This window comes from Paenibacillus sp. JNUCC 35 (assembly GCF_058269095.1).
In genome coordinates this window covers 1,362,113-1,386,944 of record NZ_CM177771.1, presented here as the reverse complement: position 1 = coordinate 1,386,944, position 24,832 = coordinate 1,362,113, and the positions used below count along the sequence as shown (strand labels likewise).

The window sequence follows — 24,832 nt, the reverse complement described above, 5'->3', positions numbered from 1 at the left end:
GCATTCTAACTTTGACGCCGCGAACCCGCGAGCCGATTGAGGAGGAATGCCTTTTGTCTACTTTCTGCACCGTTTGCAACGGAATGGACGTGCTCAGCGCCGTCTGTCCGCACTGCGGAAGCGGCAGCGCGTCCGACTGCGGACGGGTTAACGATTATTTCGGCCCCTACTCACCTTACCGGCCGATCGAAGATATCTCCATGACCAACGGATACCCGGATGTCACGCGGAGCGAATGTCTGCATATGCTTTATTGCGAGGCATGCGGCGCAAGCTCGGTGCTGGCCGTTTCTGAGAGCTTAACTTGATCTTCAATCTTCTATATTGACCGGCGGACAAAAAAAGAAGCTACGCAAGCGCAGCTTCGTCGCTATGATAAGCTTCCAGCACAATATGTCTCCGGTTAATTTCGCCTAGTAGTAGATCGACAAATTCCGATTCCAGTTCAAGGTCAAGGGCTTTGAAATACGATTCAACGAGGGTCTCGTCGCTAATCTGTCTCATACCAACCACCTTTCCTGCTTAACTTGTCATTATATTACCATGCGCCAAAAATTAGAACAATCGTTCTGTTATCCACAATCCCATGTGCATATCTTGTGGGTAATTTGTGAATAGACTCTAATAATGGCGAGTTTTGTAGGTGGATGATGTGGACAAAGTTATACACACCTTTTTTTACTTTACCGTGATAAAAACAAATAATCGGAACTTGTCCCTCCATCAACAGAATTCATGAAGCTTCATTTGCGGATTTATTTAAATCTCCACACCGATTTCCCATATAACGGGAATAATCCGACTCCTTTCGCATATATTGAACGTAGTTGTCGTCCCTACTCCCTTTTGGGACCTGTAAATTTCACAGGATGGACGATCTCATTTAACGTAGATTTAATACTGGCCGTTTATACTGGGTTCAGTAAGCGAAAGGAGAAGTGAGTCATGATCGTCTACGACATCGTAGTCAACGGAGAAGTGAAAGAGACCATCCGGCCGCAGAAGCTCCGTTTGAAGGAACTGTATGCGTACATGCTGGAACAGTCCAAGCAGATGAAAATGAAGTACGGGGAAAACACGCGCGTTCTCAAACGCATTCTCTATTAATTGCATATTGATTCCCTGGTGCCCCCTCTGATAGACTAGGAGGGTAAAAGGGAGGCTGTATTGGACTTGGAAAATCAACCTAAAAAAATTCAAATCATCGGCGAATTCAAAAAGTTTATTATGCGCGGCAACGTTGTGGACCTTGCGGTCGGCGTTATCATAGGGGCCGCTTTCAATAAAATCGTGACCTCGCTCGTCAACGATATTCTTATGCCCCCGATCGGTTTGCTGCTCGGCAAGATGGATTTCAAGAATTTAAAACTTCCTCTGTCAGGCGGCGTCACGATCAATTACGGAGCCTTTATCAATAACATCATTGATTTTATCATCGTTTCGGCCGTCATTTTCCTGATGATCCGCCAGATGAACAAGCTGCGCAGAAAAGAAGAACCTCAAGAGGAAGTCAAGTCCGAGCCGACGAAGGAGTGCCCTTACTGCATTTCGGAAATCGCCGCGAAGGCAACCCGTTGTCCTCGCTGCACTTCGGTGCTTGAACCGGAAGCTCTGCCCCAATCATAGGGCTGGTTCGCTCTGCTTTCATTTCACATCTTAAACTATTGAATTCCACAAAAGAAACCTGCTAGATGGCAGCCTTCGGGCGCATCTCGCAGGTTTTTATTTTTCCGGGCTCTCATGCTCCCTGAAGCAAAAGAAAAGAACCGCAGGGACGTAAACCGCCCTGGGGTTCTCTCTCTTAACCGGCTTAGTCGTCGCACTTCTCCGCCTTGCCCTCTTCGCCTTTCACCTTGAAAGAAGCGCCGCAGCCGCAAGATGCTACCGCATTGGGATTGTCGATCGTGAAACCTCCGCCCATGCCCGCATCCTTGTAGTCAATCTCGACGCCATACAGGTATTTCGCGCTTTCCGGGTCCACGACCACTTTCAAGCCGCTGAAATCCAGAACCTTATCTTCTTCCTTCTGGTCGTTGTCGAAACCCATACCGTACGAAAAACCGCTGCATCCGCCTTCTTTGACACCGACGCGCAGAAAAAGATCCGGTGTTTCCTCGGCCGCGAGCATTTCCTTGATTTTGTCCGTTGCCTCTTCACTGATCTTGATCAGACTCATATAAATAAACCTCCTTGTACGGAGCGGCCTTAGTCCAGCGCCCGACTCCTGAAAGCAGTCTTTTAGTAATCCACTTATCTTCCTATAGTATACTCCTATTCAAGCTTCGTCTCAAGAGGTGACTCTCCCCGCTCCAGCTGGTAGTACCGCAGTATAAGTTTGTCGAGTCTTCTGCTGTCGTGCTGTACACTCGGGTGCAGGAATCCGTATTTCATCCCGTTCTCTACCATCTGGGACCGCAGTTGCTCGATTCTGACGTCAAGCTTCTGTCTGCATTCCCACTCCTCCGATTGCTGCATATGTACCTACCATCCTATCCAAAAAAAGATCACCATTTCAGTGTACATCAAACCCCGAAGGATAATAAAGACCTTTTTACCAGTTTTTGTCCGGGTCTGCGAATATATTTACCGGCAAACCGGTACAGAGGCGGCGAATCAGGCCGCCCTGGAAGAGCTGCAAGCTTTATCCTTATTGCCCCTTTGGGATGACAGGTTTATAATAGGAGGGATGAAACCGGACTTTTATCGCTTTTTTTAGTATGGAATCCTGCAGCCGACGTTATACGGTTGACGGGATATGCTTCTTTGTAGAGGTTCACTTGATTTTGAACGTACGGTGAAAAATTTACACAGGATGGATTCAAAAGATCCGACGGGGAGGGTATACTAGTGAATGTCATTATAGACAGTCCTGACCGCCGCATGGCGGAAATTGCAGAAAAGGTTGAGAACGGAGAACGTCTTTCGCGGGAGGACGGCCTGTTTTTGTACCAATCGGACGATTTGTTGACCATTGGTCAATTAGCCAATAAGGTCAACCTGCGCAAGAACGGCAAAAACGTGTATTTTGTACAAAACATGAGTTTGTATTTTACGAACGTATGCGAAGAACACTGCGCGTTTTGCCATTTCCGCAGAGATGAAGGCGAGGCAGGTTCCTACACACTGACGCCTTCTGAGATGCTGACGTATATCTCCGAAAATTTCCACCCGGATATTCGCGAGTTCCACATCAGCCAGGGTCACAATCCGCATGTGCCGTTCCAATATTATGTGGACGCCCTGCGCACCCTGAAACAGCATTATCCGCAAGTATCGATCAAAGCCCATACGGCGGCCGAAATCGACTTCTTCGCGCGAATCAGCGGACTCAGCTACAAAGAGGTGCTCCGCACCCTGATGGATGTAGGTCTCGATACGCTGCCCGGCGGCGGAGCCGAGATTTTGACCGAGCGCTACCGCAAGAAGATGAGAGTCGAGAAAGCCGACACGAACCAGTGGCTGGATGTCCATCGTTCGGCTCACGAGCTCGGCATGAAGACGCATGCGACGATGCTTTACGGCTCGATCGAGACGCTTGAAGAGCGTGTCGAGCACATGGCCCTGCTGCGCGATCTGCAGGATGAAACCGAAGGATTCCTCGTGTTCATCCCGAATTCGATCCAGCCGGCCAGCGCGAGCGCGGGTATCCGCCGCCGCGTGCCTGCCGTCGACGAGCTCAAAACGATTGCGATCAGCCGTTTGATGCTCGACAATTTCCCGCATATTAAAGCCTATTTTATTAACATGGGTATCAAAGTGACTCAGCTTGCGTTCCAATTCGGCGCATCTGACGCTCACGGAACCATTGTGAAGGAACGCATTTCCCACGCCGCGGGCGCTCAATCGCCGGACGGAGTCACGAAAGAAGATCTGGTCTGGCTGATTAAAGGAGCGGGACGAGTTCCGGTTGAACGGGATACCTTCTACAATGTGGTTCAAACCTACAACTAATTGGGGTAAGAACCTTTTAGAAGCCTTTGACACAAGATGATGCAACGAACAAAAGCCATGGCAGAAGGGATTCATGTAACATGAACAAGTTTGTTATTCTGGGAGGCGGTTATGGCGGCATTACCATAGCCACGGAGCTTCTGGAAAAAGAAATACCCGACAACTGGACGGTCACGATGGTCGACCGTTCGCCTTTTCAAGGGCTGAAGACGGAATACTACGCGCTGGCTGCCGGTACGGCCGCCGAGACGGAACTTCGCGTTGCCTATCCCAACGATCCCAGATTATCGCTTAAATACGGAGAGGTTACGGAAGTGAACCTGGAAACGAAACAGGTGATCTTTGCCGACAAAGAACCGCTCGACTACGATTACCTCGTGATCGGCCTCGGCTGTGTGGACAATTTCCACGGCATTCCGGGCGCGCAGGAATTTTCCAACGGCATTCAGACCTTCTCGCAAACCCGCATCACGTATCAGCGTGTCAATGACGTCGTTCCTTACGGTCAGGTTACCATCGTCGGCGGCGGCCTTAGCGGGGTGGAAATGGCGGCGGAGCTTCGCGAAAGCCGGCAGGATATCAATATCCGTATCCTGGACCGCGGCGCAAGCATTCTGTCCTCCTTCCCTACCAAGGCGAAAGAATTCGTACGCGATTGGATGCTCGACCACGACATCGAAATGCGTTCCCACGTCTCTCTGAAAAGACTGGAAGGCGGCGATCTCTACAACGAAGAAGAGATCATCCGTACGGACGCCACGATCTGGACGGCCGGCATCAAGCCGAGTCCGATCGTCGAACAGCTCGCGGTGGACAAAGATCCTTCCGGACGCGTGCTGCTGAACGAGTACCATCAGATCCCGTCCCACCCGAACGTGTTCGTCGTCGGCGACTGCGCCAGCCTGCCGTTCTCCCCGAGCGCCCAGGCGGCCGAATCGCAGGGCAAACAGATCGTCGAGGTTATGCAGGCTCTGTGGAAGAACGAAACGCCTAAGCTAGGCCAGATCAAGCTCAAAGGGGTTCTCGGCTCCCTCGGCAAGAAGACAGGTTTCGGCCTGATGGGCAAGAAAACCGTTATGACAGGCATGGTTCCGCGTGTCTTGAAAAACGGAGTCCTGTGGATGTCCAAACACCACTGGGGCTAGAAAAGCAAAAAAAAGCCCGGTTTGCAGACATTGTGCAGACCGGGCTTTTTGTTATTCAGTCGCCGAACAGATCGAACATCTCTTCGACTTCCTTTATTTTTCTGGAAATTTCGTCAAACAGCTTGTCGGCTGTCTCCGCCGCTACGATTTCACCGTTCACCATGGCAAAAGGAAAAAGGTAACATTCCCCGCAGTTTCCCAGACATCCGTATTCGATGACATCGTAATCCGGGTTGTCCTCCAGCTTCTTCATGACGGCGTCCGTACCGTGATGCATATTGCTTGCGCAAAACTCAATGATAGGTCTCATGTTTGATCTCCACCTGTTTCACAAACTATCTGTATTGTAACACATCCGGGGAGATTTGAGCATAGGATCGCGGACGGACGGCACGCCATTATCTTCCCCTGGTATACTCCGGTCTGAAGTACAGGCTCCGCATAATGTCGGTGATCGAGTCTTGAACGTCGAACGCATCGGCCACTACACCGCTTCCGCTGCAGCGCGCGCAGGCCGTTTTCCCGCTTCCCCCGCAGGACGTGCAGATTCCCCGGTCTCCCCGGCTTCCTTCACCGGAACAGCTTTGACACTCCGTTTCCCCATCTCCATAACAGTGGAAGCAATCGTTATTCTCGTTCATCGTGACTCAATCCTCTCCGCTTTTGAATGTTATAATACAGTTCTCCTTTTATATGATTTGTATTATATAACATATGCCAAGGAATAAGAAGTGTTTTTTTGAAAAAAAATAAATGGCCGGCCCGAACGTCCGGCCGCCCCTTTCTATGCGGGGGATATTTTTTTTTCCCGAAATGTACTATAATAAAATAAGAAAGGAGTCGATTGAAATGACTGAAAATACCCAAAGTGCAACCATGTATGATGAAGTACTTGAGGTTCTAGATAAGCTTCGCCCGTTCCTGCAGCGTGATGGCGGTGACGTGGAACTGGTGGACGTGGAAGACGGTATCGTAAAACTGAAGCTGATGGGTGCATGCGGAAGCTGCCCGAGCTCCACAATTACGCTGAAAGCCGGTATCGAGCGTGCGCTTGTCGAAGAAGTAGAAGGCGTTGTCGAGGTTGTTCAAGTATTCTAATAAAAAAGACCGGCCCTTGGGGCCGGTTTTTTTTATGGCTTATGGGTGCGAAGCCGGTGCTGCTTACCTTCCCTGCTTCAGCATCGGCAGCGTCTGGATCGGATCGAGGCCGCCGTTCACTTCCATGATGTTCCCCGTCAGGAAATCCGACTTCGGGTCGCATAGGAAGGACAACACCCGGGCGACATCCTCGCCCGTGCCGGGTCTGCCCCGAGGCGTTTCATCGTCGGTGCAGTTCTCCACTTCCTCGATCCGCTTCTCCTTGTTGGCTCCGCGGATATCGCCCGGACAGATCATGTTCACGGTGATCCCGTGGGCCGCTTCTTCTTCGGCCAGTGTCTTCGTGAACGAAACCAGCCCCACCTTGGCGGCCGCGTAGACGGCCCTGTGGGGCCAAGCACGCGCTTCGGCGGCATGGCCGAAGCCGAAGTGGATGATGCGGCCCCAGCGCTTACGCCGCATGTGGGGCAGCAGCGCGTGATCCAGCCGGATCACGCCGAGCAGGTTGCCGTTGATGAGATAATCAATCTCATCGCGTGTATAATCCGCGAACAGCCTCCGTTCGCGGATGAAAGGGCCGGCGTTGTTGACGAGCACATCGACGCCGCCCATCGTTTCCCCCACCGTCTCCGCGATGCGCTCGATATCCTCGCCGCGGGAGACGTCGCCTTGAATCGCGGCGGCGCGGACGCCCGTATTCTGGATGTGCCTGACCAGATCGTGCGCTTCCTCTTCACTATGTACATAATTGATAACGATATCATACCCTTGATTGGCCAGCGTTAGCGCCGCCATTTTGCCGAGCCCTTTCGCGCTGCCCGTGATGAGAGCCGTTCTGCGTACCTCCGCCATGATTCTCCTCCCCGTTTCCCCCTGTGCTGCCCCTGGATATATACTGGAACACGAGATCCATCGTGATGCAAACCATCTCGTATCCGCGGTCCATCTGCGCCAGATTATCCGCGATATTCTCCACTTGGATACGGTCGCCCAAATAGGATTGGGACAGCATCAGATCATCCAGCATCTCTACATTCACGTAGTGAATTTCCATATTCCGCTGGTTGCGAAGAACCTGAAGCGGCTGTTTGGCTTCTGTTTTCAGTTCGTACAATTTTTGCTGCAGGGCGGGATGAACCCCGCTCTCTCTCATTTTACGCAATACGGTAAAAAAGGAAAAGTGCGTTTTGAGGGTCTCCGTCTTGAGGTCGAACAAATCGTTCAAAAAATACCCCAGCTTATCCAGCACCGAAAAAAGACGGATAAGCGCGTTTTTATAAAAATAAACATACCGCCTGTAATCGTCCAGCTCCTCGGGCTGCATTTCATCGAGATAAGACTTCTTGACACGCTCGGCAAAACGACCGGCGCAGTATTTGCTTTCCTCCAGCTCATCCAAGGCATCGAGAAACCCTTGGGACCATACATAGAGTCTATGCAGCTTTTTGGGGCTGTAGGAGGGCGAAGAATGTCGGCTTTGCTGAAGGACGGTCAAATAACGCTTGATCGAAGTGAAAGCTTGTTCCAGCCGCTCGTCGGAGCGCTCGCCGCGTTTCGTCTCGTTGAAAATCGTTCTTAGCATAGCTTTCACTCATTTCCTTATTTTTTTCAGTATGAGCTCCGTCTCCGCGATCCATACATTCAGGTCCGGCCGGGCCGGAGCTTCCTATGAAGCGGCCGCTCCTTCCGGGGCGTCTACTTTTGGATTACCCTAAATGAGCCTTTTTCGAAAAACGGGAGTCGTCACCGTTGGGCCCGGACAGTCCCGCCGGAACAGTTAAGCCGCTCTGCACCGCCCGCATTGGTTGGCGCGCATACACCGGAATATCAGGTTCCTCCAGGCAGCAAGTCCCGAATATATTCGAGGCAAAAAAAACGGCTGCCCTTCACATTCGTGAAAAGCAGCGCGTTTTCCTTCCTCTAATTGAATGCGGCGTGGAATCGACCGCAAGTTCTCGGGTTGAAGGGACGCCGGAGACAGCCAGGACCGCAAAAAGTCATTCCGTTACGGCTTCCTTTCGGTTAACGGGAGCCTTCGCCGGCTTCGGACTTTCCTGCTTGCTGCGCGGCTGCTCGGCGCCCAGCGGTACGCGCGCATTCAGCATCACGACGCACAGGTAGCTGATCCATCCGAACAAGGCGCAGATCAGAACCGCGTGGATCATGCCGGTGAACAAGAAAGCCGTATCGTGTCCCAAGGACCAGGTAACGGTAGCTCCGCTGAAAATTTGAGCGATCAGGAAGCCCAGCACCCAGCCCGCGCCTTTGTACACATTTTCAAGATGGCTGTATTTCTTGCGTGCGATCAAGAACAAAGCGAGTCCGAAGATGAACATAATCACCGCCGCGATGCGGTGGACAAATACGATTCCGGTGGCGCCCGTCAGTTCCGGGACGACCTGTCCGTTACAGAGCGGCCAGCCGATGCAGCCTCCCGAAGACTCCGTATGCCGGACAAAAGCGCCCACATAAACGACGATGTAACAGTAGACGCCGACAAACCAGACGAATGCGCGGAAGCCGCGGCCGATCGGAGCGGCATCTTTCGGCAGCGCCGGTGTGCGGCCGTCCGCCGTGCGGGCGACGGAAACCGTGTAGTTTCCCCATTTCGTGAACGTCAGCCAGAGCAGCAGCGTCATGGCGAAGGCAAGCAGCGAAAGGCCGAAATGAAGCGCCATAACCGCGGAAGACTGCGAAAAGACAACGGCCAGGGCGCCCATAATCGCCTGCAGCACGGTGAAGAAGCCCGCACCCGCTACGAAATACTTCGCGTCCTTACGGCTGACCGTTTTGAAAACAAGAATAAATGTGGCGAGTAGCAGCAGACCCACAAGGCCCGTCACCGCCCGGTGACTGTATTCGATAACGGATGAGATCGTATAGGCCGGGACGAACTTGCCGTTGCAGAGCGGCCATTCGTTACCGCAGCCCAAACCCGAATCGGTTTTGGTTACGAGCGCGCCCATAATCACGATCAGGAACATGCCGATCATGGTGAGTAAAGAGAGCCGCTTCGTTAATTTATACATACCATGCACCTACTTCTCTATAATCAATAAGGCTATTTTTGCAAGAGATTTGGCTGCCGACAGCAGCAATGCCGCTTGTATTCATTATAGCTACTATTCGGGGCCAATTCCATTCGCAAATGTTACAAAGCCTTGAAAGAAGCGGCTGGCACGCAGCCCATCATTAGGGAGTCCCTAATGACCGCAAATTATGCAGAAAGACGCGGCTGGAAACGGTATACAAAAAAACAGCCGTTCCCGAAGAAACGGCTGTTTTTGTTCTACTTAAAGGAGAACGAGTCTCCCGAGTGCCTGTATTACTTGGCCAGCGCGTTGCCCACTTCGATCGCGCGGTCAAGGAACTGCTCGATCTCTTCACGCGTTTTGCGCAGCTTGCTGACAAAACGGATCAGCTCTTGCCCGCCGCTGAAGGCGATAAAGCTCGGAATGCCCAGAATGTTCAATTCCTCGCAGAGATCGGGCACTTCGTCCCGGTCCAGCTCGATGAACGAGATGCGCCCGGCATACGCCTTCTCCAGATCCGGCATAAAAGGCTCGATATAATGGCAGTCTTTACACCAGGTTGCTTTAAAAACGGCAACGGTCACTTCGGATTTCTCTACCGCCGCCCGGAAATCTTGTTCATTGTGGACTTTTTCCATGGGGATCACCTCGAATAGAATCGTCCGGCCTTCATTCCCGACCGGCTTCATCGGAATCTGATAAACTTGTTTATCTTATAGCATGCTCCTCCGGGCCTGTCAATAACAGCAAAAATGCGGTCCATTCGACCATTTACATACATTGTAAAAAGTGATATCATATAAATATCAAAAAGATATTTAAAATTTTCTGATTGTCTAAAAGGAGATGAACGCGATGACCGAACGTCATGTCTGGAAAATCAATGGATTTGTCGGCCTGCTTGCTATGGTCGTATTTATCGGAGCAGGTATTTTCTGCCTGACCGCGGAGCTGATTATCCCCGCCGTACTGCTGTTTGTGCTGGCAGGCGTAGTACTCAGCTCGTTTACCGTCGTACAGCCGAACCAGGGGATGATCGTCAATTTCTTCGGCCGCTACAGCGGCACAGTCCGCGACAGCGGCTTCTGGGTAACGATCCCTTTCAGCGAGCGCAAAAAAATATCGCTGCGTGTCCGCAACTTCAACAGCGCGCGGCTGAAAGTCAACGATGTGGACGGCAATCCCATTGAAATTGCGGCCGTCGTCGTTTTTCGCGTAGTCGATACGGCCAAAGCCAAGTTCGAAGTCGATAATTACCAGGCATTCGTGGAAATTCAAAGCGAAACCGCCCTCCGTCATGTCGCCTCCAAATACCCGTACGACTCCTATGCCGGAGAAGCCTACTCTCTGCGCGCCAACAGCGAAGAGGTTGCCAAGGAACTCACCCTCGAGCTGCAAAGCCGTCTCAGCGTAGCCGGGGTTGAAGTATTGGAGTCCAGGCTGACTCACTTGGCCTACTCCACCGAGATTGCAAGCGCCATGCTCCAGCGCCAGCAGGCCTCCGCCATCATATCCGCACGCGAGAAGATCGTAGAAGGCGCGGTCAGCATGGTGCAGATGGCAATCGCCCGCCTTCAGGCGGAAGGCGTCGTCGAGCTGGATGAAGAGCGCAAAGCCGCGATGATCAACAACCTGCTCGTAGCGGTTGTCTCCGACAGGTCCGCCCAGCCTGTCATCAACTCCAGCTCCATTTATTAAGCTGACACATGGTTGTTAAGAAGAACTTTCCGCTGCGGCTCGATCCGAAGCTCCATCAAGCTTTGGAGCGCTGGGCAGCCGACGAGTTCCGCAGCGTCAACGGGCACATCGAATTCCTGCTCCGGGAGGCGCTGGTGCGTGCAGGCAGAATGCCGGGCCACGCACCGGCACCGCCTCCGGACGGGGAATTGGAGAATGAGAACTGAGGCGAGAGGCGACATAAACCTCCCGCCCCACCATAAGAGAGCCGATACTCCCCTCGGGGATATCGGCTCTACATTTTTAAGGCCATGCGTGAGCTGCGCTGCTGGTCTTTTCTCTCAAACGTCACGGCTTAATTCTTTCTTCATCTTAAAGTTAACCAGCTTAATCCCTCTGCGTTCCACGCTTTGCTTCCGAACCAACCGGAACCCGTGATGTTCGAAAAACGGTTTCGCCGTGATACTCGCGTCCGTTTCCAGTTCGGCAACCCCCCGGTTTTTTGCCTCGTATTCAAGAACGTTCATTAAAGCTGAAGCTATTCCCTCTCCTTGAAAATCCTTATCCACGTACAGTCTGTCCACGTATCCGTTTACGGTCATATCCGAAAAACCCACAATTTTGCCATCAATTAGAGCGACATACGTGATATTGCGGCTCATCGAATCCTTCCAGGATTCCAATCTGAGCTCCTCTTCCTCTTGGGATGCCCATGCATGAAGCTGCTCTTGGGTATAATCTTTCTTATTCACGGAATGAACGGTTTCATAAAACAACGAGACGATGGCGCGAATATCCGATACCTGAAATTTTCTGATTTCCATTTTATCTCCTCTTTGCCATCTTTGTAGGATTATCGCCGTATGCACCCGGCTTTAACCCATTGCGGGCAAAAAAAGAGCGGACTGTATACAGCCCGCTCCCTGCTCATGCTATTCGGCTTCCGCCTTCAATTTCTGCCGTATTTATGGACGTGTAATGATAACAGCATCCTGCTTGCTGTCCCATTTCGCTTCCCCGCCCAGCGCTTCGGTCAGGAATCTCAAAGGAACGCTGGTGTAATCCCCGTGAAGCTCGACAGCCTGCTCCAGCGTCACCGGCTTACCGTCGACAAGCGCTTCGGCGCTGCCCAGCGTAAACACGATCGTATGGCCGCCGAGGTCATCCGTTACCGTAATTTGCTTCGTTTCCCCGTCCCATTTCACTTTCGCGTCCAGCATATTCGCTACGTACGTCACCGGCGCCATGGAAACGTCGCCTTTGCGGTAGCCCCCAAAGCCGAACAAACTCATGTCCTCATCGTCCAGCGGCAGCGTAAAGGAACGCTTCGTAATCTGGAAATCCTCTTTGAGCAGCTTGTAAATCGAGGAATTTTTATCCACCGATTTCAGGAAGCTTCCGAGAGAAGGAATCGATTCGGGATCGGCCGCATCGAAGACGAAACGGTCTCCTTCGGCTTTGACAGGGCTGATCGTGACGGGCTGATTAATATTCCATCTTTCTCCGGCCATGCTCAGTTTGATCCCTTTCAATCCCGTTTCCGCTTCAGGCAGCGGAATGGTAATTCCCGCGCTGCTTTTGCGGATTTGCTGGGAGCTGTCCACATACAAGTCCACGTTTACGGACGAGCGGTCGCTCAGAATGTCGCGGATCGGCTCATTGCCGGGACCGTTCACCAGCTTGTCGGTCGTTTCGTCATAGCTTGCCAGAACATCCTTCAGCCCGGTTTGTACGGCGGTATACATCGTTTCGACCGCTAGCGTTTTGTTGGACAGATAAGCATCCAGCAGCTTGTTCTCCTCGCCCGCTTGTGCGGCGGCTTCTTTGGCGATCGGCCCGAATACGTCGAATACGGTGCCGAGGAATTCCTTCAGGCCTTTCTCATCTGCGGCGATGTTCTGCAGGAAGGTTTTGACCAGACCGAGCGCTTCGCTGCCTTTAATTTCGGCATGAAGTTTTTGCAGGGAAACCGTCTCATCGTTCACTTTCTCTGAAACGGACGTAACCCCGATCGTCTTCGGATTCGGCGCATGGCCGATGAAGAACGACGCAAGTGTCGGAAGTTTGTCCTCGATCACCTTCTGAAGCTCCTGGATGCTCTTCTGGCCCGGTACAAGTAAGCCTCCGTTAAGCGGACCTGTCTGCGCGTTGCGAATGTAAATCGGCTTGCTTACGCCTTCGATGCGGATAATAATATCTTCGTTCTGAAGGGACAGCTCGAAAGGGATGCTTCCCTTGCCGTATGTAAATTCGCCTTTCATCGATGCGTTCCGGGGATCTTGGATCTTCTCCTCCGTAAACTTGATCGTCACTTCTTTAAACAGGCCTACCAGCTTCTGCGCCTCGGGCGGCAGCCCGGCCAGATCTCCCGTCAGAAGTTCAAACTTGAGTGACTCCTGCGATTCCGCCGATTTGACGGCGTACTGGTTGACCAGCGCCTTATTCACATCAAGACCTCCTACGGATTCGCAACCCGTAAGGACGATCATGAGCGCGCCTGTCCCCCCGCACACAACCTTCTTCCAGTTATTCACTTTCATTTCTCCGGCTCCTTTCCATCTCCCAAGTATTGCTAACTCTTTTATATACGCACAAGTAAGCAAAAAGACTCACATTCCCGATAAATTTTCCTGGAAAGCAGGACCTCTGCCCATTTGTTTGCATATCGTGCAAGAAGATGGAAAATCGGAAAAAACGGGCATCCTAATAATTGACGTTACGGCTGCTTCACAAAGTATTCCGGGGAAAAGAGGCTGTATCATGAACGGCAACGGGGTCAAAGAGAACAATCCGCTCAAAGCGATCGGACACTGGCTGGCGGGCGTACCGCACACGATTACCCAGCTTGCATCAGGCAAACTGGCTTCTTTGCAGTCCGCGTTTCACTTGGGCCAGAGTGCCCAGAAACTTGTACCGGGCAAAGACAGTGTCAAAAGATTGCGCAGGACATGGAAGGACCTCGCGGTACTGCCCGTAAGCCCGCCGGCTCCGGAGTTTTCCCTGTCCGCGCAGGAGCGGCGGCTCGTGGAACGCATCCGCCTCGATACGCAGCGGAAAAACCGGAACAACGTAACCCGCACCCGGGCTTACTGGAACCTGTATGAGCAGCATCCCGAGCTTCATTGGGCCCTTCTCGCCCATATGGTCTCCCGCAACGGCGGCTGGAACATGACGGACCTGGAAGGGGAGTTTCTTCCCGCCCTGCTGAAACGTCCGGGACGCGAAGCTCTTTTCGCTTTTCTGGAGAGAGCGAATGCGCTCATATTCGGGGACGCTTACCCGCAGCTGCTGCTCTACGAGGAGTCGAAGCGGTCCGGCGAGCCTCTGTTTCATCTGCTCCCGGCCTTCGGGGTGTCCGTTTTTATGAGGCCCGTCTGGGAGGAATTCTGGGCGGTTCACGATCCGGTGCTGCTAACGGTCTCCCTAATCGTAAATGAACAACATTTTATAGAAAGCCGTGTAGTCAAACAGCAGTATTTCATTACGCATGTTATGGAAACGGCGGAATTTCAAGCCCAGGCGCTCCTTCAGCTGAATCAGGTTTTCTTTCCCTTCGCCCTGCACAAAGATCCTATGCACAAGTCCGCAGACCGCCTGAATTTGGCCGGAGAAATATTGGAGAACTTCACGGATATCAAGGAACGGATCGGATTCGGAAAAACGCTGTACGCCATCTTGTTCGGCATTCCGGCGGTCCACCAAGGCGTGGTGCTTTTCGCTTCCGCACAGCCGCACACCGGCTCACGTGCGGACTACTGGCCGCATTTGTTCTCCCGCATCCGCAAGGACGCCCCCGGAGTCAGCGCAGCGGGCCCGAAGCTGGAAGGCTGCGAACTGAAGGCCGGAGCCGCGGGCATCTACAGTCCGGAGCTCGAACGCACGTGGAAGGACGTCCCGTTGACGGCTCCCGAGCCCGGGGACTGGTTCCCCGCGTATGCCGGGAGCGTGACGGGCTACTTCGGGGACATCGACGTCCCCGCTTTGTTCGAGATGAGCGCCGAATGCTGCTTCGGCCTCCATAAAATTCAACTGGCCGCCCTCGCGTCCACTCAGTTGAAAGGGGACTAAAAAACGCCCGGCGTCCCTTCTGCTTATGCAGAGGCACATCGGGCGTTTTTATGGGTTGGTCCGGCGGCGCCGGTCCTTGCGGCCGCCCCGCGGGAGCTTTATCCCCGGCCGAGCACGCGGCCCGCCTTGGCATAAAGCTTCTGCAGCGGCGCGGGGAAGGTCTTGATGTCATCCTTCGTGACCACTTTCGTGACAAACAGAAGGATGACATAGAGCACGCAAGCCAAGGCGCCGATCAGGACGGCGTTGACGGTTGCGTTCACGACTCTCCACGGGAACAAGTGGAGATGCTCGAAGAGCAGCCGCTCCGCGAACACGCCGATCACCACGACGACAGCCGTCGTGACGATCAGGCCGGTCCAGCGGCGCGGAGCCATGATGCGGAAGGTAACCACATTGCGCATCACGGCCAGGTTAAAGGCGGACATGACGATGAAGCAGAGCATCGTCGACGCCAGAATGCCGTAAATGCCGAGCCACGGCGATAGAATCAGGTTGCCGAGCAACTTTACGGCTATGCCGAAAACGACACTGGACACGAGCGCGCGCATTTTGCCCATGCCCATCAGGACGGCGCCCGACGTCTGCATGATGATCTGGAACATCGCTCCCGCGGTCATCATGGCGATCATCGGAGGGCCGTACTCGTAGCCTGTCGGAGTGCCGCCGTAGTCGAACATGCCCGAAAGCGGGCGTGCCGCCGTACAGATCGCCAGAACCATGGGCAGGCCGGACAGGATAGCGAGCTGCATCACGCGGGAGGACTGGTTGCGGACCAGTTCCAAGTCCCGGCGGGAGTAGGCACCCGAAATAATGGGGACGACCGACTGGCTGAGCGCGATCGCCAGCACGATCGGCAGCCCCGCAAGCGATTGGGCCTGCCCGCCGAGGATACCGACGATATCCTTGGCTTTGGCTTCGCCGATCTGATCCCGCAGAAGCGGAATAATGGTGGAAGAGTCAATGTTATAAATCAGCGTCACCGTAATCGAAAAAATAACGATCGGAATGGACAATCTGAGCAATTGGCCGTAAATTTGCCCGTAACGGATCTTTTCTCCCGATGGGCGGCTTTGACCGGTTTCCGTATATACGGGTTCGGAAACCGGCAACGTCCCCCTGTCTTCTTTACGCAGCTTAAGCGCGTAATACAGCATGACGGCCAAGGCTGCGATTCCGCCGGTTACACCGCCGAAGGACGCCCCCGCCACGGCCCAGTCGAGCGAGACGCCCAGCAGCAGATAAGCCAGCCCCACCGCCGTAATCAGACGGACGATCTGCTCGATCACCTGCGAGATGCCGTTGGGCATCATTCTCTGGCGGCCCTGGAAATAACCGCGCATGATGGCGATCAGCGGGAAAAACAGCAGCGCCGGAGCGATGGCCAGCGTAGCCAGCGTGGCATGAGGATCACCGGACGATTCCGCATAATGCGGAGCCAGAAGGAACAGGATCGCGCACATGACAACGCCGGCCAAGGCCGCGAATATCAACGCGGCTTTGTAGATCCGGTTCGCTTCATCCATCCGCCCGAGCGCGGTCCGCTCGGAAATCATTTTGCTCAGGGCACTCGGAATGCCCGCCGTTGCGATAACCAGCAGATTGCTGTAGAGATTAAAAGCGATCGCATAACTCGCCATTCCCTCGTTCCCCAGCATATAAACGAGCGGAAAACGCTGAAATACACCGAGAAAGCGGGCAATCAAAGCCGCGACCGTCAAGATCAGAGTGCCTTTGACTAGCGAATCCTTAGACAATGTCGTTCCTTCTCCCCATACATAATAAGACCGGAAAAGGAGATCCTTTTCCGGACGTGATCGGCTGACGCCGTTTTACTTCGCCTGAAGCTTCTCCAAAGGCTGCGCGTTCCCGTAAACCGGCTTGGCCGTACGTACCGGAGCCGCCCATTTCACGCCGTTTGTAATGACTTTCAGAACGTTCTCGTTGTAATAGGTCGGATACGTTTCATGACCGGGACGGAAATAGAAAATCCGGCCCTGCCCGCGGTGATAGGTGCAGCCGCTGCGGAATACTTCTCCGCCTTCGAACCAGCTGACGAAGACCAGCTCGTCCGGCGCGGGAATATCAAAATGCTCCCCGTACATTTCTTCCTGCTCCAGCTCGAAATATTGCCCGATGCCTTCGGCGATCGGATGGGAAGGATCCACGACCCACAGGCGTTCTTTCTCGCCGGCTTCGCGCCATTTCAAATCGCAGGAAGTGCCCATCAGCTTTTTGAAAATTTTCGAGAAATGACCGGAGTGCAGTACGACAAGTCCCATGCCGTCCAATACGCGTTGGTGTACGCGGTTCACGATTTCATCGGCGACTTCGCCGTGAGCTTTGTGTCCCCACCAGATCAGAACGTCCGTGTCATCCAGAACCTCCTGCGTAAGCCCGTGCTCGGGCTGTTCCTGCGTTGCGGTCCGGATCTGGAAGGAGTCTCCCGCAATCCCCGCCGCAATCGCTCCGTGGATGCCTTCCGGATATACTTCGGCTACTTTGGCATTCGTTTTCTCATGCACGTTTTCATTCCACACGGTTACTTTAATCATTTCGGTCTTCCTTTCCAAAGGAGAGATAAGGCGTATTCCGCGCGCTTCCGCAGTCCGCCTTTTTTGACGGGTATCCCTGAACGGGTTAAATCCAAATGATAAACAGAATGATCATCAGCAGTTGAAGAACGACTTTGACGACAACGCTGGAGAAGAAACCGAGAACCGATCCTACCCCGACCTGGGCGGAGTGCTTAAGGTTCGAGCCATGGATCAGTTCGCCCAGCACAGCGCCTATAAAAGGCCCCAGGATAAGCCCGAAAGCCGGTATGACGAACGGACCGGCGAGCAGACCGATCGTGCTTCCCCATACGGACGCCTTGGAACCGCCGAATTTCTTGACGCCGAACGCACTCACGAGATAGTCGGCGATAGTGATGGCGATAACGATCGCCGATTGGATCAGCCAGAACCAGAAGCCGAAAGGTTCAAAGCTGAAGAAAAACCCGTAGACGAAAAAGGCTCCGAAAATAGCGAGCGCGCCCGGAAGAATAGGAAAAATCGCACCCAGCATCCCGACGGCAAACAGCAAAATAATGAGGATCCATCCCAAAATAGCCATGTCTTCTCATCCTTTCTTCCCGAAAAACGTCCGCGGTTATCTTAACGGGCGGATAACGGGTCCAGCACGTATTCCTGAATGATTTTGGCGACCCCGTCCTCGTCGTTGGTAACCGTAACAAGGTCGGCGATACGCTTCACGCCGTCCTGGGCATTGCCCATCGCTACGCCCAGACCCGCCGCGCGGATCATCGCGATGTCGTTCTCGCTGTCGCCCATGGCGATGACCTGCGACATCTCGATGCCGAGAAGCTTGCAGACTTCTTCGATGCCGCTCGCTTTGCTGATTCCTTTGGGGTTCAGCTCGAGATTGTCCGGATGGGAGTTCGTGATTTCAAGCTCTCCCCAGCGGGCCAGCTCTCCGCGGATGATCTCCAGGCTTTCTTTATTTTCCGTGTAAAAGCCAAATTTGAGCCACTCGGGTTTGGTGATATCTTCCGCCCAGTTATCCCGGTTGTACATGCCCTCGACCGAATAAGCCCAATACCAGGTATCGTGCTCAATCGCCAGGTCGTACATCCGTTTGACCAGATCCAAATCAAGCAGCGTACGTTTCAGAAGGTCGTGCGGAGCTTTCCAGACTTCGCTTCCGTTAACGGAAACAATCGGGGTTTCCAGCTTGAGCTCTTCCGCATAAGGAAGGGCGCTTTGCACGCCGCGCCCGGTCGAGAAAATAACGGTGACTCCCGCTTCCAGAGCCGCGTAAATCGCTTCCCGGTTCGCCGGGGAAACCTGCTTTTCTTCGTTAAGCAGCGTGCCGTCCATATCCAATGCTACCAGCTTATATTGACTCAAAATGTTTCCTCCTCCAAGCTTTCCTTTAGGAAAGCCGCTTCGTAAGTATTGCCCCAGACTCCCTGTAGGGGAATCTGGAGCTAAACGAAACTTTTATGTCAGAACGCGGCTACGGTTTTCTTCGTGGTTTCTTCCATGTAGGTCGCGTGCCAGAGAGCGAACATGTAAATGGTCCACAGACGGCGTGCATAATCGCCCTGTCCGTCCTGATGGAGCTTGGCCATTCTTTCGACCGCGTCGATTTTTACATAGTCTTCGATGCCGCTCGCTTTAATCTGCTCCACCATGGTGGAGCCCGTCGGCCCTTTGAGCCAGTCGCGCAGCGGAACCGGGAATCCGAGCTTCGGACGGTTCAGGATGAAATCCGGCACGATGCCTTCCATCGCTTTGCGGAAGATATGCTTCGTGGTTCCTTCGGCGATCCGGTATTTCGTCGGGATGCGGCGGGCAACCTCGAACAGTTCCTTGTCGAGCAGAGGAACGCGCAGCTCCAGGGAATGGGCCATCGTCATTTTGTCCGCTTTCATCAGGATGTCGCCCGGCATCCACAGGTTCATGTCGATGTACTGCATCCGCGTCACGGGATCCTGATGCTTCGTCTTGTCGTAATATTGGGCGGCAATCTGGAACGGATTCTGATACTGCTTGAACATCTCGCTGTCCACGCGCAGCACTTCCGCCTTCATATCCTCGGTGAAAATTTTCGCGTTGCCGAGGAAACGCTCCTCCAGCGGAGTCGTTCCGCGAAGCAGGTAGTTGCGGCCCTTCATGCCGGCGGGCAGCATTTTCACCAGCCGGTGAAGCATGCGGCGTACGGAAAGCGGCAGGCTCTCCAGCGGAGCCAGCGACAGAGGCTCCCGGTAGATCCGGTAGCCGCCGAACAGCTCGTCCGCGCCTTCGCCCGACAGCGTCACGGTAACGTGCTCACGGGCAAGCTGAGCCACGTGATAGAGCGCGATGGCCGAAGGGTCGGCAACAGGCTCGTCCTGATGCCAGACGGCTTTCGGCAGCGTGTTGAAGAAATCTTCGCGCGTGATGATCTTGGAGTAGTGCTCCGTACCGAGCGCTTTGGCCGTTTCGGCCGCGATCAGGGTCTCGTTGTTCGGACCTTCGAAACCGACGGAGAACGTCCGGATAGGCTCGATCTGGCGCATATGAGCCGCAATCGCGGTCGAGTCGATTCCGCTGGACAGGAAGCAGCCGCGCTCCACGTCGCTGACCATGTGATGGACGACGGAATCTTTGAGCGTTTCGCGGATTTGCTCCACATATTCCCCGAAGGGGCGGTCCACCGGATCGAACATCGGATCCCAATAGCGGTGAATCGACATTTCGCCGTCGAAGGACGCTTTTATGTAGTGCGCCGGCGGCAGTTTCTGAATCCCCTCGAACATCGTGTTCGGTTCAGGGACGTATTGGAACGTCAAGTAGTTCATCAGGCTCTCGGTCCGAATGGACGGACTTACGCTTCCCGATGCGACAAGGCTTTTGATCTCGGAACCGAACAGCAGCTGCCGGTCGTTGTACTGATAATAAAAAGGTTTGATGCCGAAATGATCACGGGCGGCGAAGAGCTGCTTCTTGCGGCGGTCCCAGATGGCAAAACCGAACATGCCGCGAAGATGCTTCACGCATTCTTCGCCGAATTCTTCGTACAAGTGGACGATGACTTCGGTATCGCTGTTCGTCCGGAAAACATGGCCGCGGTCCTGCAGCATGCTCCGCAAAGATTTATAATTGTAAATTTCCCCGTTAAAAATGATCCAAACGGATTCGTCTTCGTTGCAAAGCGGCTGATGGCCCTCCGCAATATCGATAATCGACAGTCGTCGGAACCCGAGCCCGATCCGATTCTCTGTCCAGAAGCCCGAGTCGTTCGGGCCGCGGTGATGAATCACGTCCGTCATCTGCTGAAGCATGGATACGGATGGCTCTCTATCTTCAAAATACATAATACCGGTGATACCACACACGAGTGATTCACACCTCCACTAAAGCTACAACTAGTCTTGTTGTTATTCGATAAACTAGTATAGCACACCCGGTCGCCTTTCTGAAAATGAAAACTCGCGGCCCCCTTTAACCGCGGCTTTTTAAGCTCGCCGGAGACGCTTCAAATTCCTTGGAATAGAAGCGTCTCCGCCTTTTTCCGGGGACTGCGGGCAGCCCTCGTTTACAAAAAGGCAATAACCCACATAAGGCGTTTAACAGATGAAGCCAGCCTCCGTTTTTTCATATCCACCGCCCCTTTTCCTTTATACATAATTGTTGGCATTAGGCAACTTTTGAAGCAAAAAAAAACCGGGTTCCCTGCTCTCAGTTTATGTCCCTTCCCGTTTAGAAGTGACAAATATGAACAAGTGCCCGGTTTGGCGATATTGTCTGGCGGCCGGTCATGCCGACGGTTTTGCCCGCCGGCCCGGCTGTACCCGTGCGGGCAGCAGCCTCCGCCGACACGGCAAGCTCCCGCGCTCTCCGTGTCCGGGGAGTTCGTCTCCCCACACAGACTCCCGCCCGGCGGGCGTCCACCGTCACGCGGAGCCCCAGGTGAGGAGACTGCACGCGGTGTCCCGGCCTAGTTCTTAGCTGCGCCGTCCGTCTTGCCGTTAGCCGGTCCGCGCGGGGTGCCGTTCAGGCCGATATATTCGTCGTATGCGTCGAACATTTCCCTCGCGATCGGAGCGGCACCGTAGGAGCCGTAGCCCCCTTCCGGGACGACGACCGCAACGGCAAGCTTCGGCTTATCGGCCGGAGCGAACGCGATAAATACGGCGTTGTCCACCTCTTTGGAGCCGATCTGCTGCGTGGACGTACCCGTTTTGGCGGCTACGGTGTAGTTGACGCCGTCGAAGCCCTGCTTGCTGACTTCCTTCATGCCTTTGAAAATCGTGTCCCAGTACTGGGGCTTGAACGAAGTTTCCTCGCTGAGCACAACGGGATCGAACTTCTTGATGGTTTCGCCTTCGTAGGTCGTGATGCGGTCCACGAACAACGGCTTCATCCGTTTGCCCCGGCTGGCGAGCATGGCAGCATGCTGGGCGAGCTGCAGCGTGGTCGACTTCTCGTTCTGCCCCCAGGAAGCGTAAACGAGCGCGGACTGCTTGCTGTCGAGCTTCGCGTTGGCGAGCGACTCGTTGGAGCCCGCATACTCGTTCGGAAGGCCGCTTTCCGTAGACACGACGAGGCCGAACCGCTTCAAGTAATCGTCCCACACCTTCAGCCCGTCTTCCCGGTCGAAATACAGCCGTTCCCCGACCAATGCGGACATAAACGTGTTGGAGGAGTGCTTAATCGCATCGGCGGCATTGATCGGGCCGAACGCTTTGCGGCCGGAGTTCCAGATCGTGCTTTGCGATCCCTTTTTACCGAACGAATAAGAGCCTCTGTCGTTATAATAATCGTTCACGCCGAAAAAGCCTTCTTTAAGACCGGCAAGCACAGTCAGCGGTTTAATCGTCGAGCCCACGTACACGATGGAATTGGCGTGCTTTTTCAGCTCGTTCTCCGGATAATCCGGATAGGCCGTCGTAATCGTCCCGTTGTTGACGAACGGCTGGATTTTTTTGTACTCCGTCGTCTTAATCCCGCCGGTCCATAGGTTGGGATCGTAATCCGGCATGCTGGCCATGGCGACGACACGTCCCGTATCGACTTCCATGGCGACGGCGTAACCCGAACGGGCATTGGGCGAATAACCGTAGGAGCTCGATTTCGGCTGACGCAAGTAAGCCAGATGATCCATAATTTTCTGTTCCGTGCGGTTCTGGATGTCCTTGTGAATCGTCAAGTACAGGTTGTTGCCTTTTTCGGGCTTCGTGATAGACACGGGCCCGATAATTTTCTGCGAGGAGTTCACGGGATATTTCTTATAGCCGTTCTTGCCGCGCAGTTCTTCCTGATACATCAGCTCAAGCCCGTCATAGCCGACGTCTTCCGTATCGAGATATTCGGTCGTGTTTTCTTTGTTTTTATAAAAGCTGAGCCCGTATTTGGATTCCCTCGCAGTCGAAAACTGCCGCATGTATCCGGTCAGTTGAACGGCGATTTTATCCTGGTCGTAGGTCCGGATGCTCTCTTCCATCACTTCGATCCATTTGAATTCATCCCGGTGCTCCAGCAAATAGGAGACCTCTTCCTTCGTCAGATCGGCTTTGATCCTTCTCGGAATGGAGTAATAGCTCGGCGCCTTCGTCTGCTGCTGGTTGATATCGTAGCCTACGTCCATCAGCTCTACGATTTCCTCGGGCGTCAAAGGTTTGGCCGTCTTGGAACCGTACTGCTGGAAAACGTCCGCAAGCTTACGGGCGAGACCGATTACCTCTTCCTTATTGTTCTGCCCCGATTCAATCCGGAAAAAGACAGACTGGACCGGAATCGTATAGGCAATGGGGTAGCTGTTGGAATCATAAATATTGCCCCGGATCGGCGGGATGGGAGTTTCCCGGTTGGTGGCCGAGTTCTCCTCTTCCGCGAGCCTGTCTCCTTCGACAAACTGGAGGATGGCCAGACGGACGATCAGAACGGAAAACAAAATAAACGTCGTGAAAAAGAACAAATTAATGCGAACAGAGAAACGCGTGCGTTTAGAGGAATCCGGTTTTTCAAAATCTTCGTTGTGCATCTTGCTTCCTTCCTTGTGTCCTTTTCTATCCTTGCTCTATCTACCAGTTTACCATAGACATGTACCGCTAGAAAAATGTAAGAGAATGGGAGAATCAATCCCTTGGGGTTCCGGCAAAAGAAAACCGCCCCCCGTAAGGGAGCGGTCCTCTAAGCTTCACGGATATGCGTCTGATTAAAATTGGACGGGTTAAACCAGTTGCCTCCACTGGAAAACCAGGTGGAATCGAGCGGAATCCATTTCTTGGAATCCGCCAGGTACACCTCGTTCCAGGCATGCGGACCGTATCCGCCCCGGCCGTCGTACCCGAGGCCGGTCACCACTTTCACGTCGAGACCGACGGAACGGGCCATAACGGCGTAGAGACGGGAATAGTCGATGCATACTCCTTTGCGCGTCGCAAACGTATCCTCCGGTGTCTGTTCCTTCCAGATACGCTGCTGCTCATAAAGCTCGACTTTGTTCCAGTCGTACTCGACCCGGCTGCCGACCCATTTATAGAGCAGCTCCGCTTTCTCCTCGTCCGTCTTGCCGGCCTTCGTGACTTCCTGGGCGGCCGCGGAAATATTGTTCGGAATATTCGCGTCCAGAACCTCGTATTTGCGCTGCAGAATCTGGCTGAATTCCTGCTCCACGGCCCTGGTGAAGACCGGCACCTGGTTTTGCAGAAAATCGCCCGTAAACGGCTGGATGACTTCCTGCGCGCCTTTCTGGTACAGGGACGAAGCCTGGATATACCCTGCGGGCTTCGCCTGCGGGAACAGCGTCACAAAAACAAACAGCACGGCTACGACGAGCAGGGCCCGCCAAACGCCCGTTACGGAGCCGATCAGTCCGCCTGTCGCCGCGCTGATGACGGAAGGGCTGCTTTCCCGGTCCCAGCGGCTTTGCGCCCATCTGAGCAGAACGGGATCGACGAACCAGTAAAGAGCCTGACGGATGATCAGATAAGCCAGCAGGAACAGGACGCCGAAGCGGAACAGTTCAAAGTCGCGGATAGCCGTAACCGCCGTGTAATACGTCTGCTTCCAGACGGGCATTTCCTGGGCGGGTATTTGAATGGCAAGGCTGCTCAGCCAGTTGCGGACTGGGTCCGAAACCAGGGTCGCCGTCTGCCAGGCCAGATAGATGGCCACTACCGTGATCAGAATTCCGCAGACCATATGCAGCAGATGCTTGGCAGAACCGGAGGCTCCGCGTATGATGCCTTGAATGGCTGAAACGATCACGATGAGGATAAGTGCAACCGAGATGAAATTGATCGTCGTGTCCCCGGAAAACAACGAGGTAAACATAGGCAGGCGGGCCTCCTTTTACACACATATAACT

27 protein-coding genes are annotated in these 24,832 nt (G+C 53.8%); 9 read left to right on the top strand and 18 right to left on the bottom strand.

The annotated features are described in order from the left end of the window. Positions 1-53: 53 nt before the first annotated feature. The gene (locus AC2TF6_RS06280) at positions 54-308 is read left to right on the top strand and encodes a hypothetical protein (RefSeq protein ID WP_491310355.1); all 255 of its coding nucleotides are present in this window, start codon (positions 54-56) and stop codon (positions 306-308) included. 40 nt (positions 309-348) lie between these two features. On the opposite strand, the gene sda is transcribed toward AC2TF6_RS06280, so the two are convergent. Beyond that, positions 349-504: a sporulation histidine kinase inhibitor Sda gene (gene sda / locus AC2TF6_RS06275; RefSeq protein WP_009676266.1), complete on the bottom strand. Its 156-nt coding sequence runs from the start codon at positions 502-504 to the stop codon at positions 349-351. Between the two features lie 441 nt (positions 505-945). On the opposite strand from sda, the gene AC2TF6_RS06270 reads away from it, so the two are divergent. Then, complete coding sequence (locus AC2TF6_RS06270; protein WP_009676280.1) at positions 946-1,107, top strand: hypothetical protein; 162 nt, start codon at positions 946-948, stop codon at positions 1,105-1,107. Positions 1,108-1,200: 93 nt separating this feature from the next. Further along, entirely contained in the window at positions 1,201-1,626 is a 426-nt protein-coding gene (mscL, locus tag AC2TF6_RS06265) for a large-conductance mechanosensitive channel protein MscL (protein ID WP_085981308.1), read from the top strand. Positions 1,627-1,810: 184 nt separating this feature from the next. Here mscL and erpA read toward each other — a convergent pair whose 3' ends face one another. Together erpA and AC2TF6_RS06255 are read right to left on the bottom strand one after the other, a co-directional pair. Next, positions 1,811-2,170, bottom strand: coding sequence for an iron-sulfur cluster insertion protein ErpA (gene erpA / locus AC2TF6_RS06260; RefSeq protein WP_170318715.1), 360 nt, complete (start codon positions 2,168-2,170; stop codon positions 1,811-1,813). 101 nt (positions 2,171-2,271) lie between these two features. Further along, positions 2,272-2,475 carry an aspartyl-phosphate phosphatase Spo0E family protein gene (locus AC2TF6_RS06255; protein WP_016423556.1) on the bottom strand — a complete coding sequence of 68 codons (204 nt, stop codon included), beginning with the start codon at positions 2,473-2,475 and terminating at the stop codon, positions 2,272-2,274. Positions 2,476-2,847: 372 nt separating this feature from the next. Between AC2TF6_RS06255 and mqnE the strand changes: the two genes are divergently transcribed. Then, positions 2,848-3,951 carry an aminofutalosine synthase MqnE gene (gene mqnE / locus AC2TF6_RS06250; RefSeq protein WP_491310354.1) on the top strand — a complete coding sequence of 368 codons (1,104 nt, stop codon included), beginning with the start codon at positions 2,848-2,850 and terminating at the stop codon, positions 3,949-3,951. A gap of 80 nt (positions 3,952-4,031) precedes the next feature. After that, positions 4,032-5,096, top strand: coding sequence for an NAD(P)/FAD-dependent oxidoreductase (locus AC2TF6_RS06245; RefSeq protein WP_009673186.1), 1,065 nt, complete (start codon positions 4,032-4,034; stop codon positions 5,094-5,096). Between the two features lie 55 nt (positions 5,097-5,151). Here the strand turns inward: AC2TF6_RS06245 and AC2TF6_RS06240 are convergent, their stop codons facing one another. Next, positions 5,152-5,406, bottom strand: coding sequence for a YuzB family protein (locus tag AC2TF6_RS06240; protein ID WP_491310353.1), 255 nt, complete (start codon positions 5,404-5,406; stop codon positions 5,152-5,154). A gap of 88 nt (positions 5,407-5,494) precedes the next feature. Next, positions 5,495-5,737 carry a hypothetical protein gene (locus tag AC2TF6_RS06235; RefSeq protein WP_370001050.1) on the bottom strand — a complete coding sequence of 81 codons (243 nt, stop codon included), beginning with the start codon at positions 5,735-5,737 and terminating at the stop codon, positions 5,495-5,497. A gap of 208 nt (positions 5,738-5,945) precedes the next feature. Between AC2TF6_RS06235 and AC2TF6_RS06230 the strand changes: the two genes are divergently transcribed. Continuing rightward, positions 5,946-6,194, top strand: coding sequence for a NifU family protein (locus tag AC2TF6_RS06230; RefSeq protein ID WP_009673094.1), 249 nt, complete (start codon positions 5,946-5,948; stop codon positions 6,192-6,194). A gap of 63 nt (positions 6,195-6,257) precedes the next feature. Here AC2TF6_RS06230 and AC2TF6_RS06225 read toward each other — a convergent pair whose 3' ends face one another. From AC2TF6_RS06225 to AC2TF6_RS06210, 4 genes are all read right to left on the bottom strand, one after another. Beyond that, positions 6,258-7,046, bottom strand: a complete 789-nt coding sequence (locus AC2TF6_RS06225; RefSeq protein WP_009673113.1) for an SDR family oxidoreductase — start codon at positions 7,044-7,046, stop codon at positions 6,258-6,260. Beyond that, the gene (locus AC2TF6_RS06220) at positions 6,955-7,776 is read right to left on the bottom strand and encodes a Cthe_2314 family HEPN domain-containing protein (RefSeq protein ID WP_491310352.1); all 822 of its coding nucleotides are present in this window, start codon (positions 7,774-7,776) and stop codon (positions 6,955-6,957) included. The genes AC2TF6_RS06225 and AC2TF6_RS06220 overlap by 92 nt, the downstream gene beginning before the upstream one ends. A 415-nt stretch (positions 7,777-8,191) precedes the next feature. Beyond that, positions 8,192-9,223 (bottom strand): COX15/CtaA family protein, encoded by a 1,032-nt coding sequence (locus AC2TF6_RS06215; RefSeq protein ID WP_491310351.1) that lies wholly within the window; start codon positions 9,221-9,223, stop codon positions 8,192-8,194. Positions 9,224-9,519: 296 nt separating this feature from the next. Then, positions 9,520-9,864 (bottom strand): thioredoxin family protein, encoded by a 345-nt coding sequence (locus AC2TF6_RS06210; protein WP_370001044.1) that lies wholly within the window; start codon positions 9,862-9,864, stop codon positions 9,520-9,522. Positions 9,865-10,081: 217 nt separating this feature from the next. Here AC2TF6_RS06210 and AC2TF6_RS06205 point away from each other — a divergent pair, with 217 nt between their 5' ends. Together AC2TF6_RS06205 and AC2TF6_RS06200 are read left to right on the top strand one after the other, a co-directional pair. Beyond that, positions 10,082-10,924: an SPFH domain-containing protein gene (locus tag AC2TF6_RS06205; RefSeq protein ID WP_491310350.1), complete on the top strand. Its 843-nt coding sequence runs from the start codon at positions 10,082-10,084 to the stop codon at positions 10,922-10,924. Between the two features lie 8 nt (positions 10,925-10,932). Further along, complete coding sequence (locus AC2TF6_RS06200) at positions 10,933-11,130, top strand: type II toxin-antitoxin system antitoxin (RefSeq protein ID WP_009673157.1); 198 nt, start codon at positions 10,933-10,935, stop codon at positions 11,128-11,130. Between the two features lie 114 nt (positions 11,131-11,244). Here the strand turns inward: AC2TF6_RS06200 and AC2TF6_RS06195 are convergent, their stop codons facing one another. Together AC2TF6_RS06195 and AC2TF6_RS06190 are read right to left on the bottom strand one after the other, a co-directional pair. Further along, positions 11,245-11,727 carry a GNAT family N-acetyltransferase gene (locus AC2TF6_RS06195; RefSeq protein WP_491310349.1) on the bottom strand — a complete coding sequence of 161 codons (483 nt, stop codon included), beginning with the start codon at positions 11,725-11,727 and terminating at the stop codon, positions 11,245-11,247. 141 nt (positions 11,728-11,868) lie between these two features. Continuing rightward, a complete protein-coding gene (locus AC2TF6_RS06190) occupies positions 11,869-13,443 on the bottom strand; it encodes a copper amine oxidase N-terminal domain-containing protein (protein ID WP_491310348.1) in 1,575 nt (524 codons plus the stop codon). Positions 13,444-13,663: 220 nt separating this feature from the next. Between AC2TF6_RS06190 and AC2TF6_RS06185 the strand changes: the two genes are divergently transcribed. Further along, positions 13,664-14,971: a DUF2515 family protein gene (locus AC2TF6_RS06185; RefSeq protein ID WP_491310347.1), complete on the top strand. Its 1,308-nt coding sequence runs from the start codon at positions 13,664-13,666 to the stop codon at positions 14,969-14,971. 98 nt (positions 14,972-15,069) lie between these two features. On the opposite strand, the gene AC2TF6_RS06180 is transcribed toward AC2TF6_RS06185, so the two are convergent. The 7 genes from AC2TF6_RS06180 to AC2TF6_RS06150 all read right to left on the bottom strand — a co-directional run bounded on the left by AC2TF6_RS06180 (position 15,070) and on the right by AC2TF6_RS06150 (position 24,798). Continuing rightward, positions 15,070-16,728 (bottom strand): putative polysaccharide biosynthesis protein, encoded by a 1,659-nt coding sequence (locus AC2TF6_RS06180; RefSeq protein WP_491310346.1) that lies wholly within the window; start codon positions 16,726-16,728, stop codon positions 15,070-15,072. A gap of 75 nt (positions 16,729-16,803) precedes the next feature. After that, positions 16,804-17,526: a ThuA domain-containing protein gene (locus tag AC2TF6_RS06175; RefSeq protein WP_491310345.1), complete on the bottom strand. Its 723-nt coding sequence runs from the start codon at positions 17,524-17,526 to the stop codon at positions 16,804-16,806. 85 nt (positions 17,527-17,611) lie between these two features. Further along, complete coding sequence (locus AC2TF6_RS06170) at positions 17,612-18,088, bottom strand: DUF456 domain-containing protein (protein ID WP_370001028.1); 477 nt, start codon at positions 18,086-18,088, stop codon at positions 17,612-17,614. Positions 18,089-18,129: 41 nt separating this feature from the next. Further along, positions 18,130-18,882 carry a Cof-type HAD-IIB family hydrolase gene (locus tag AC2TF6_RS06165; protein WP_009673175.1) on the bottom strand — a complete coding sequence of 251 codons (753 nt, stop codon included), beginning with the start codon at positions 18,880-18,882 and terminating at the stop codon, positions 18,130-18,132. Between the two features lie 98 nt (positions 18,883-18,980). After that, positions 18,981-20,855 carry an asparagine synthase (glutamine-hydrolyzing) gene (asnB, locus tag AC2TF6_RS06160; protein WP_491310344.1) on the bottom strand — a complete coding sequence of 625 codons (1,875 nt, stop codon included), beginning with the start codon at positions 20,853-20,855 and terminating at the stop codon, positions 18,981-18,983. 602 nt (positions 20,856-21,457) lie between these two features. After that, complete coding sequence (locus tag AC2TF6_RS06155) at positions 21,458-23,503, bottom strand: peptidoglycan D,D-transpeptidase FtsI family protein (RefSeq protein ID WP_491310343.1); 2,046 nt, start codon at positions 23,501-23,503, stop codon at positions 21,458-21,460. 149 nt (positions 23,504-23,652) lie between these two features. After that, on the bottom strand, positions 23,653-24,798 hold the full coding sequence (locus AC2TF6_RS06150) for a transglutaminase domain-containing protein (protein ID WP_491310342.1): 1,146 nt from the start codon (positions 24,796-24,798) through the stop codon (positions 23,653-23,655). Positions 24,799-24,832: the final 34 nt, after the last annotated feature.

Bases quoted from the DNA above. Each gene is read 5' to 3' on its own strand.
- sda (WP_009676266.1), bottom strand. From the start codon at position 504: ATGAGACAGATTAGCGACGAGACCCTCGTTGAATCGTATTTCAAAGCC.
- AC2TF6_RS06270 (WP_009676280.1), top strand. From the start codon at position 946: ATGATCGTCTACGACATCGTAGTCAACGGAGAAGTGAAAGAGACCATC.
- AC2TF6_RS06255 (WP_016423556.1), bottom strand. From the start codon at position 2,475: ATGCAGCAATCGGAGGAGTGGGAATGCAGACAGAAGCTTGACGTCAGA.
- AC2TF6_RS06245 (WP_009673186.1), top strand. From the start codon at position 4,032: ATGAACAAGTTTGTTATTCTGGGAGGCGGTTATGGCGGCATTACCATA.
- AC2TF6_RS06240 (WP_491310353.1), bottom strand. From the start codon at position 5,406: ATGAGACCTATCATTGAGTTTTGCGCAAGCAATATGCATCACGGTACG.
- AC2TF6_RS06235 (WP_370001050.1), bottom strand. From the start codon at position 5,737: ATGAACGAGAATAACGATTGCTTCCACTGTTATGGAGATGGGGAAACG.
- AC2TF6_RS06230 (WP_009673094.1), top strand. From the start codon at position 5,946: ATGACTGAAAATACCCAAAGTGCAACCATGTATGATGAAGTACTTGAG.
- AC2TF6_RS06225 (WP_009673113.1), bottom strand. From the start codon at position 7,046: ATGGCGGAGGTACGCAGAACGGCTCTCATCACGGGCAGCGCGAAAGGG.
- AC2TF6_RS06220 (WP_491310352.1), bottom strand. From the start codon at position 7,776: ATGCTAAGAACGATTTTCAACGAGACGAAACGCGGCGAGCGCTCCGAC.
- AC2TF6_RS06215 (WP_491310351.1), bottom strand. From the start codon at position 9,223: ATGTATAAATTAACGAAGCGGCTCTCTTTACTCACCATGATCGGCATG.
- AC2TF6_RS06210 (WP_370001044.1), bottom strand. From the start codon at position 9,864: ATGGAAAAAGTCCACAATGAACAAGATTTCCGGGCGGCGGTAGAGAAA.
- AC2TF6_RS06205 (WP_491310350.1), top strand. From the start codon at position 10,082: ATGACCGAACGTCATGTCTGGAAAATCAATGGATTTGTCGGCCTGCTT.
- AC2TF6_RS06200 (WP_009673157.1), top strand. From the start codon at position 10,933: ATGGTTGTTAAGAAGAACTTTCCGCTGCGGCTCGATCCGAAGCTCCAT.
- AC2TF6_RS06195 (WP_491310349.1), bottom strand. From the start codon at position 11,727: ATGGAAATCAGAAAATTTCAGGTATCGGATATTCGCGCCATCGTCTCG.
- AC2TF6_RS06190 (WP_491310348.1), bottom strand. From the start codon at position 13,443: ATGAAAGTGAATAACTGGAAGAAGGTTGTGTGCGGGGGGACAGGCGCG.
- AC2TF6_RS06185 (WP_491310347.1), top strand. From the start codon at position 13,664: ATGAACGGCAACGGGGTCAAAGAGAACAATCCGCTCAAAGCGATCGGA.
- AC2TF6_RS06175 (WP_491310345.1), bottom strand. From the start codon at position 17,526: ATGATTAAAGTAACCGTGTGGAATGAAAACGTGCATGAGAAAACGAAT.
- AC2TF6_RS06170 (WP_370001028.1), bottom strand. From the start codon at position 18,088: ATGGCTATTTTGGGATGGATCCTCATTATTTTGCTGTTTGCCGTCGGG.
- AC2TF6_RS06155 (WP_491310343.1), bottom strand. From the start codon at position 23,503: ATGCACAACGAAGATTTTGAAAAACCGGATTCCTCTAAACGCACGCGT.
- AC2TF6_RS06150 (WP_491310342.1), bottom strand. From the start codon at position 24,798: ATGTTTACCTCGTTGTTTTCCGGGGACACGACGATCAATTTCATCTCG.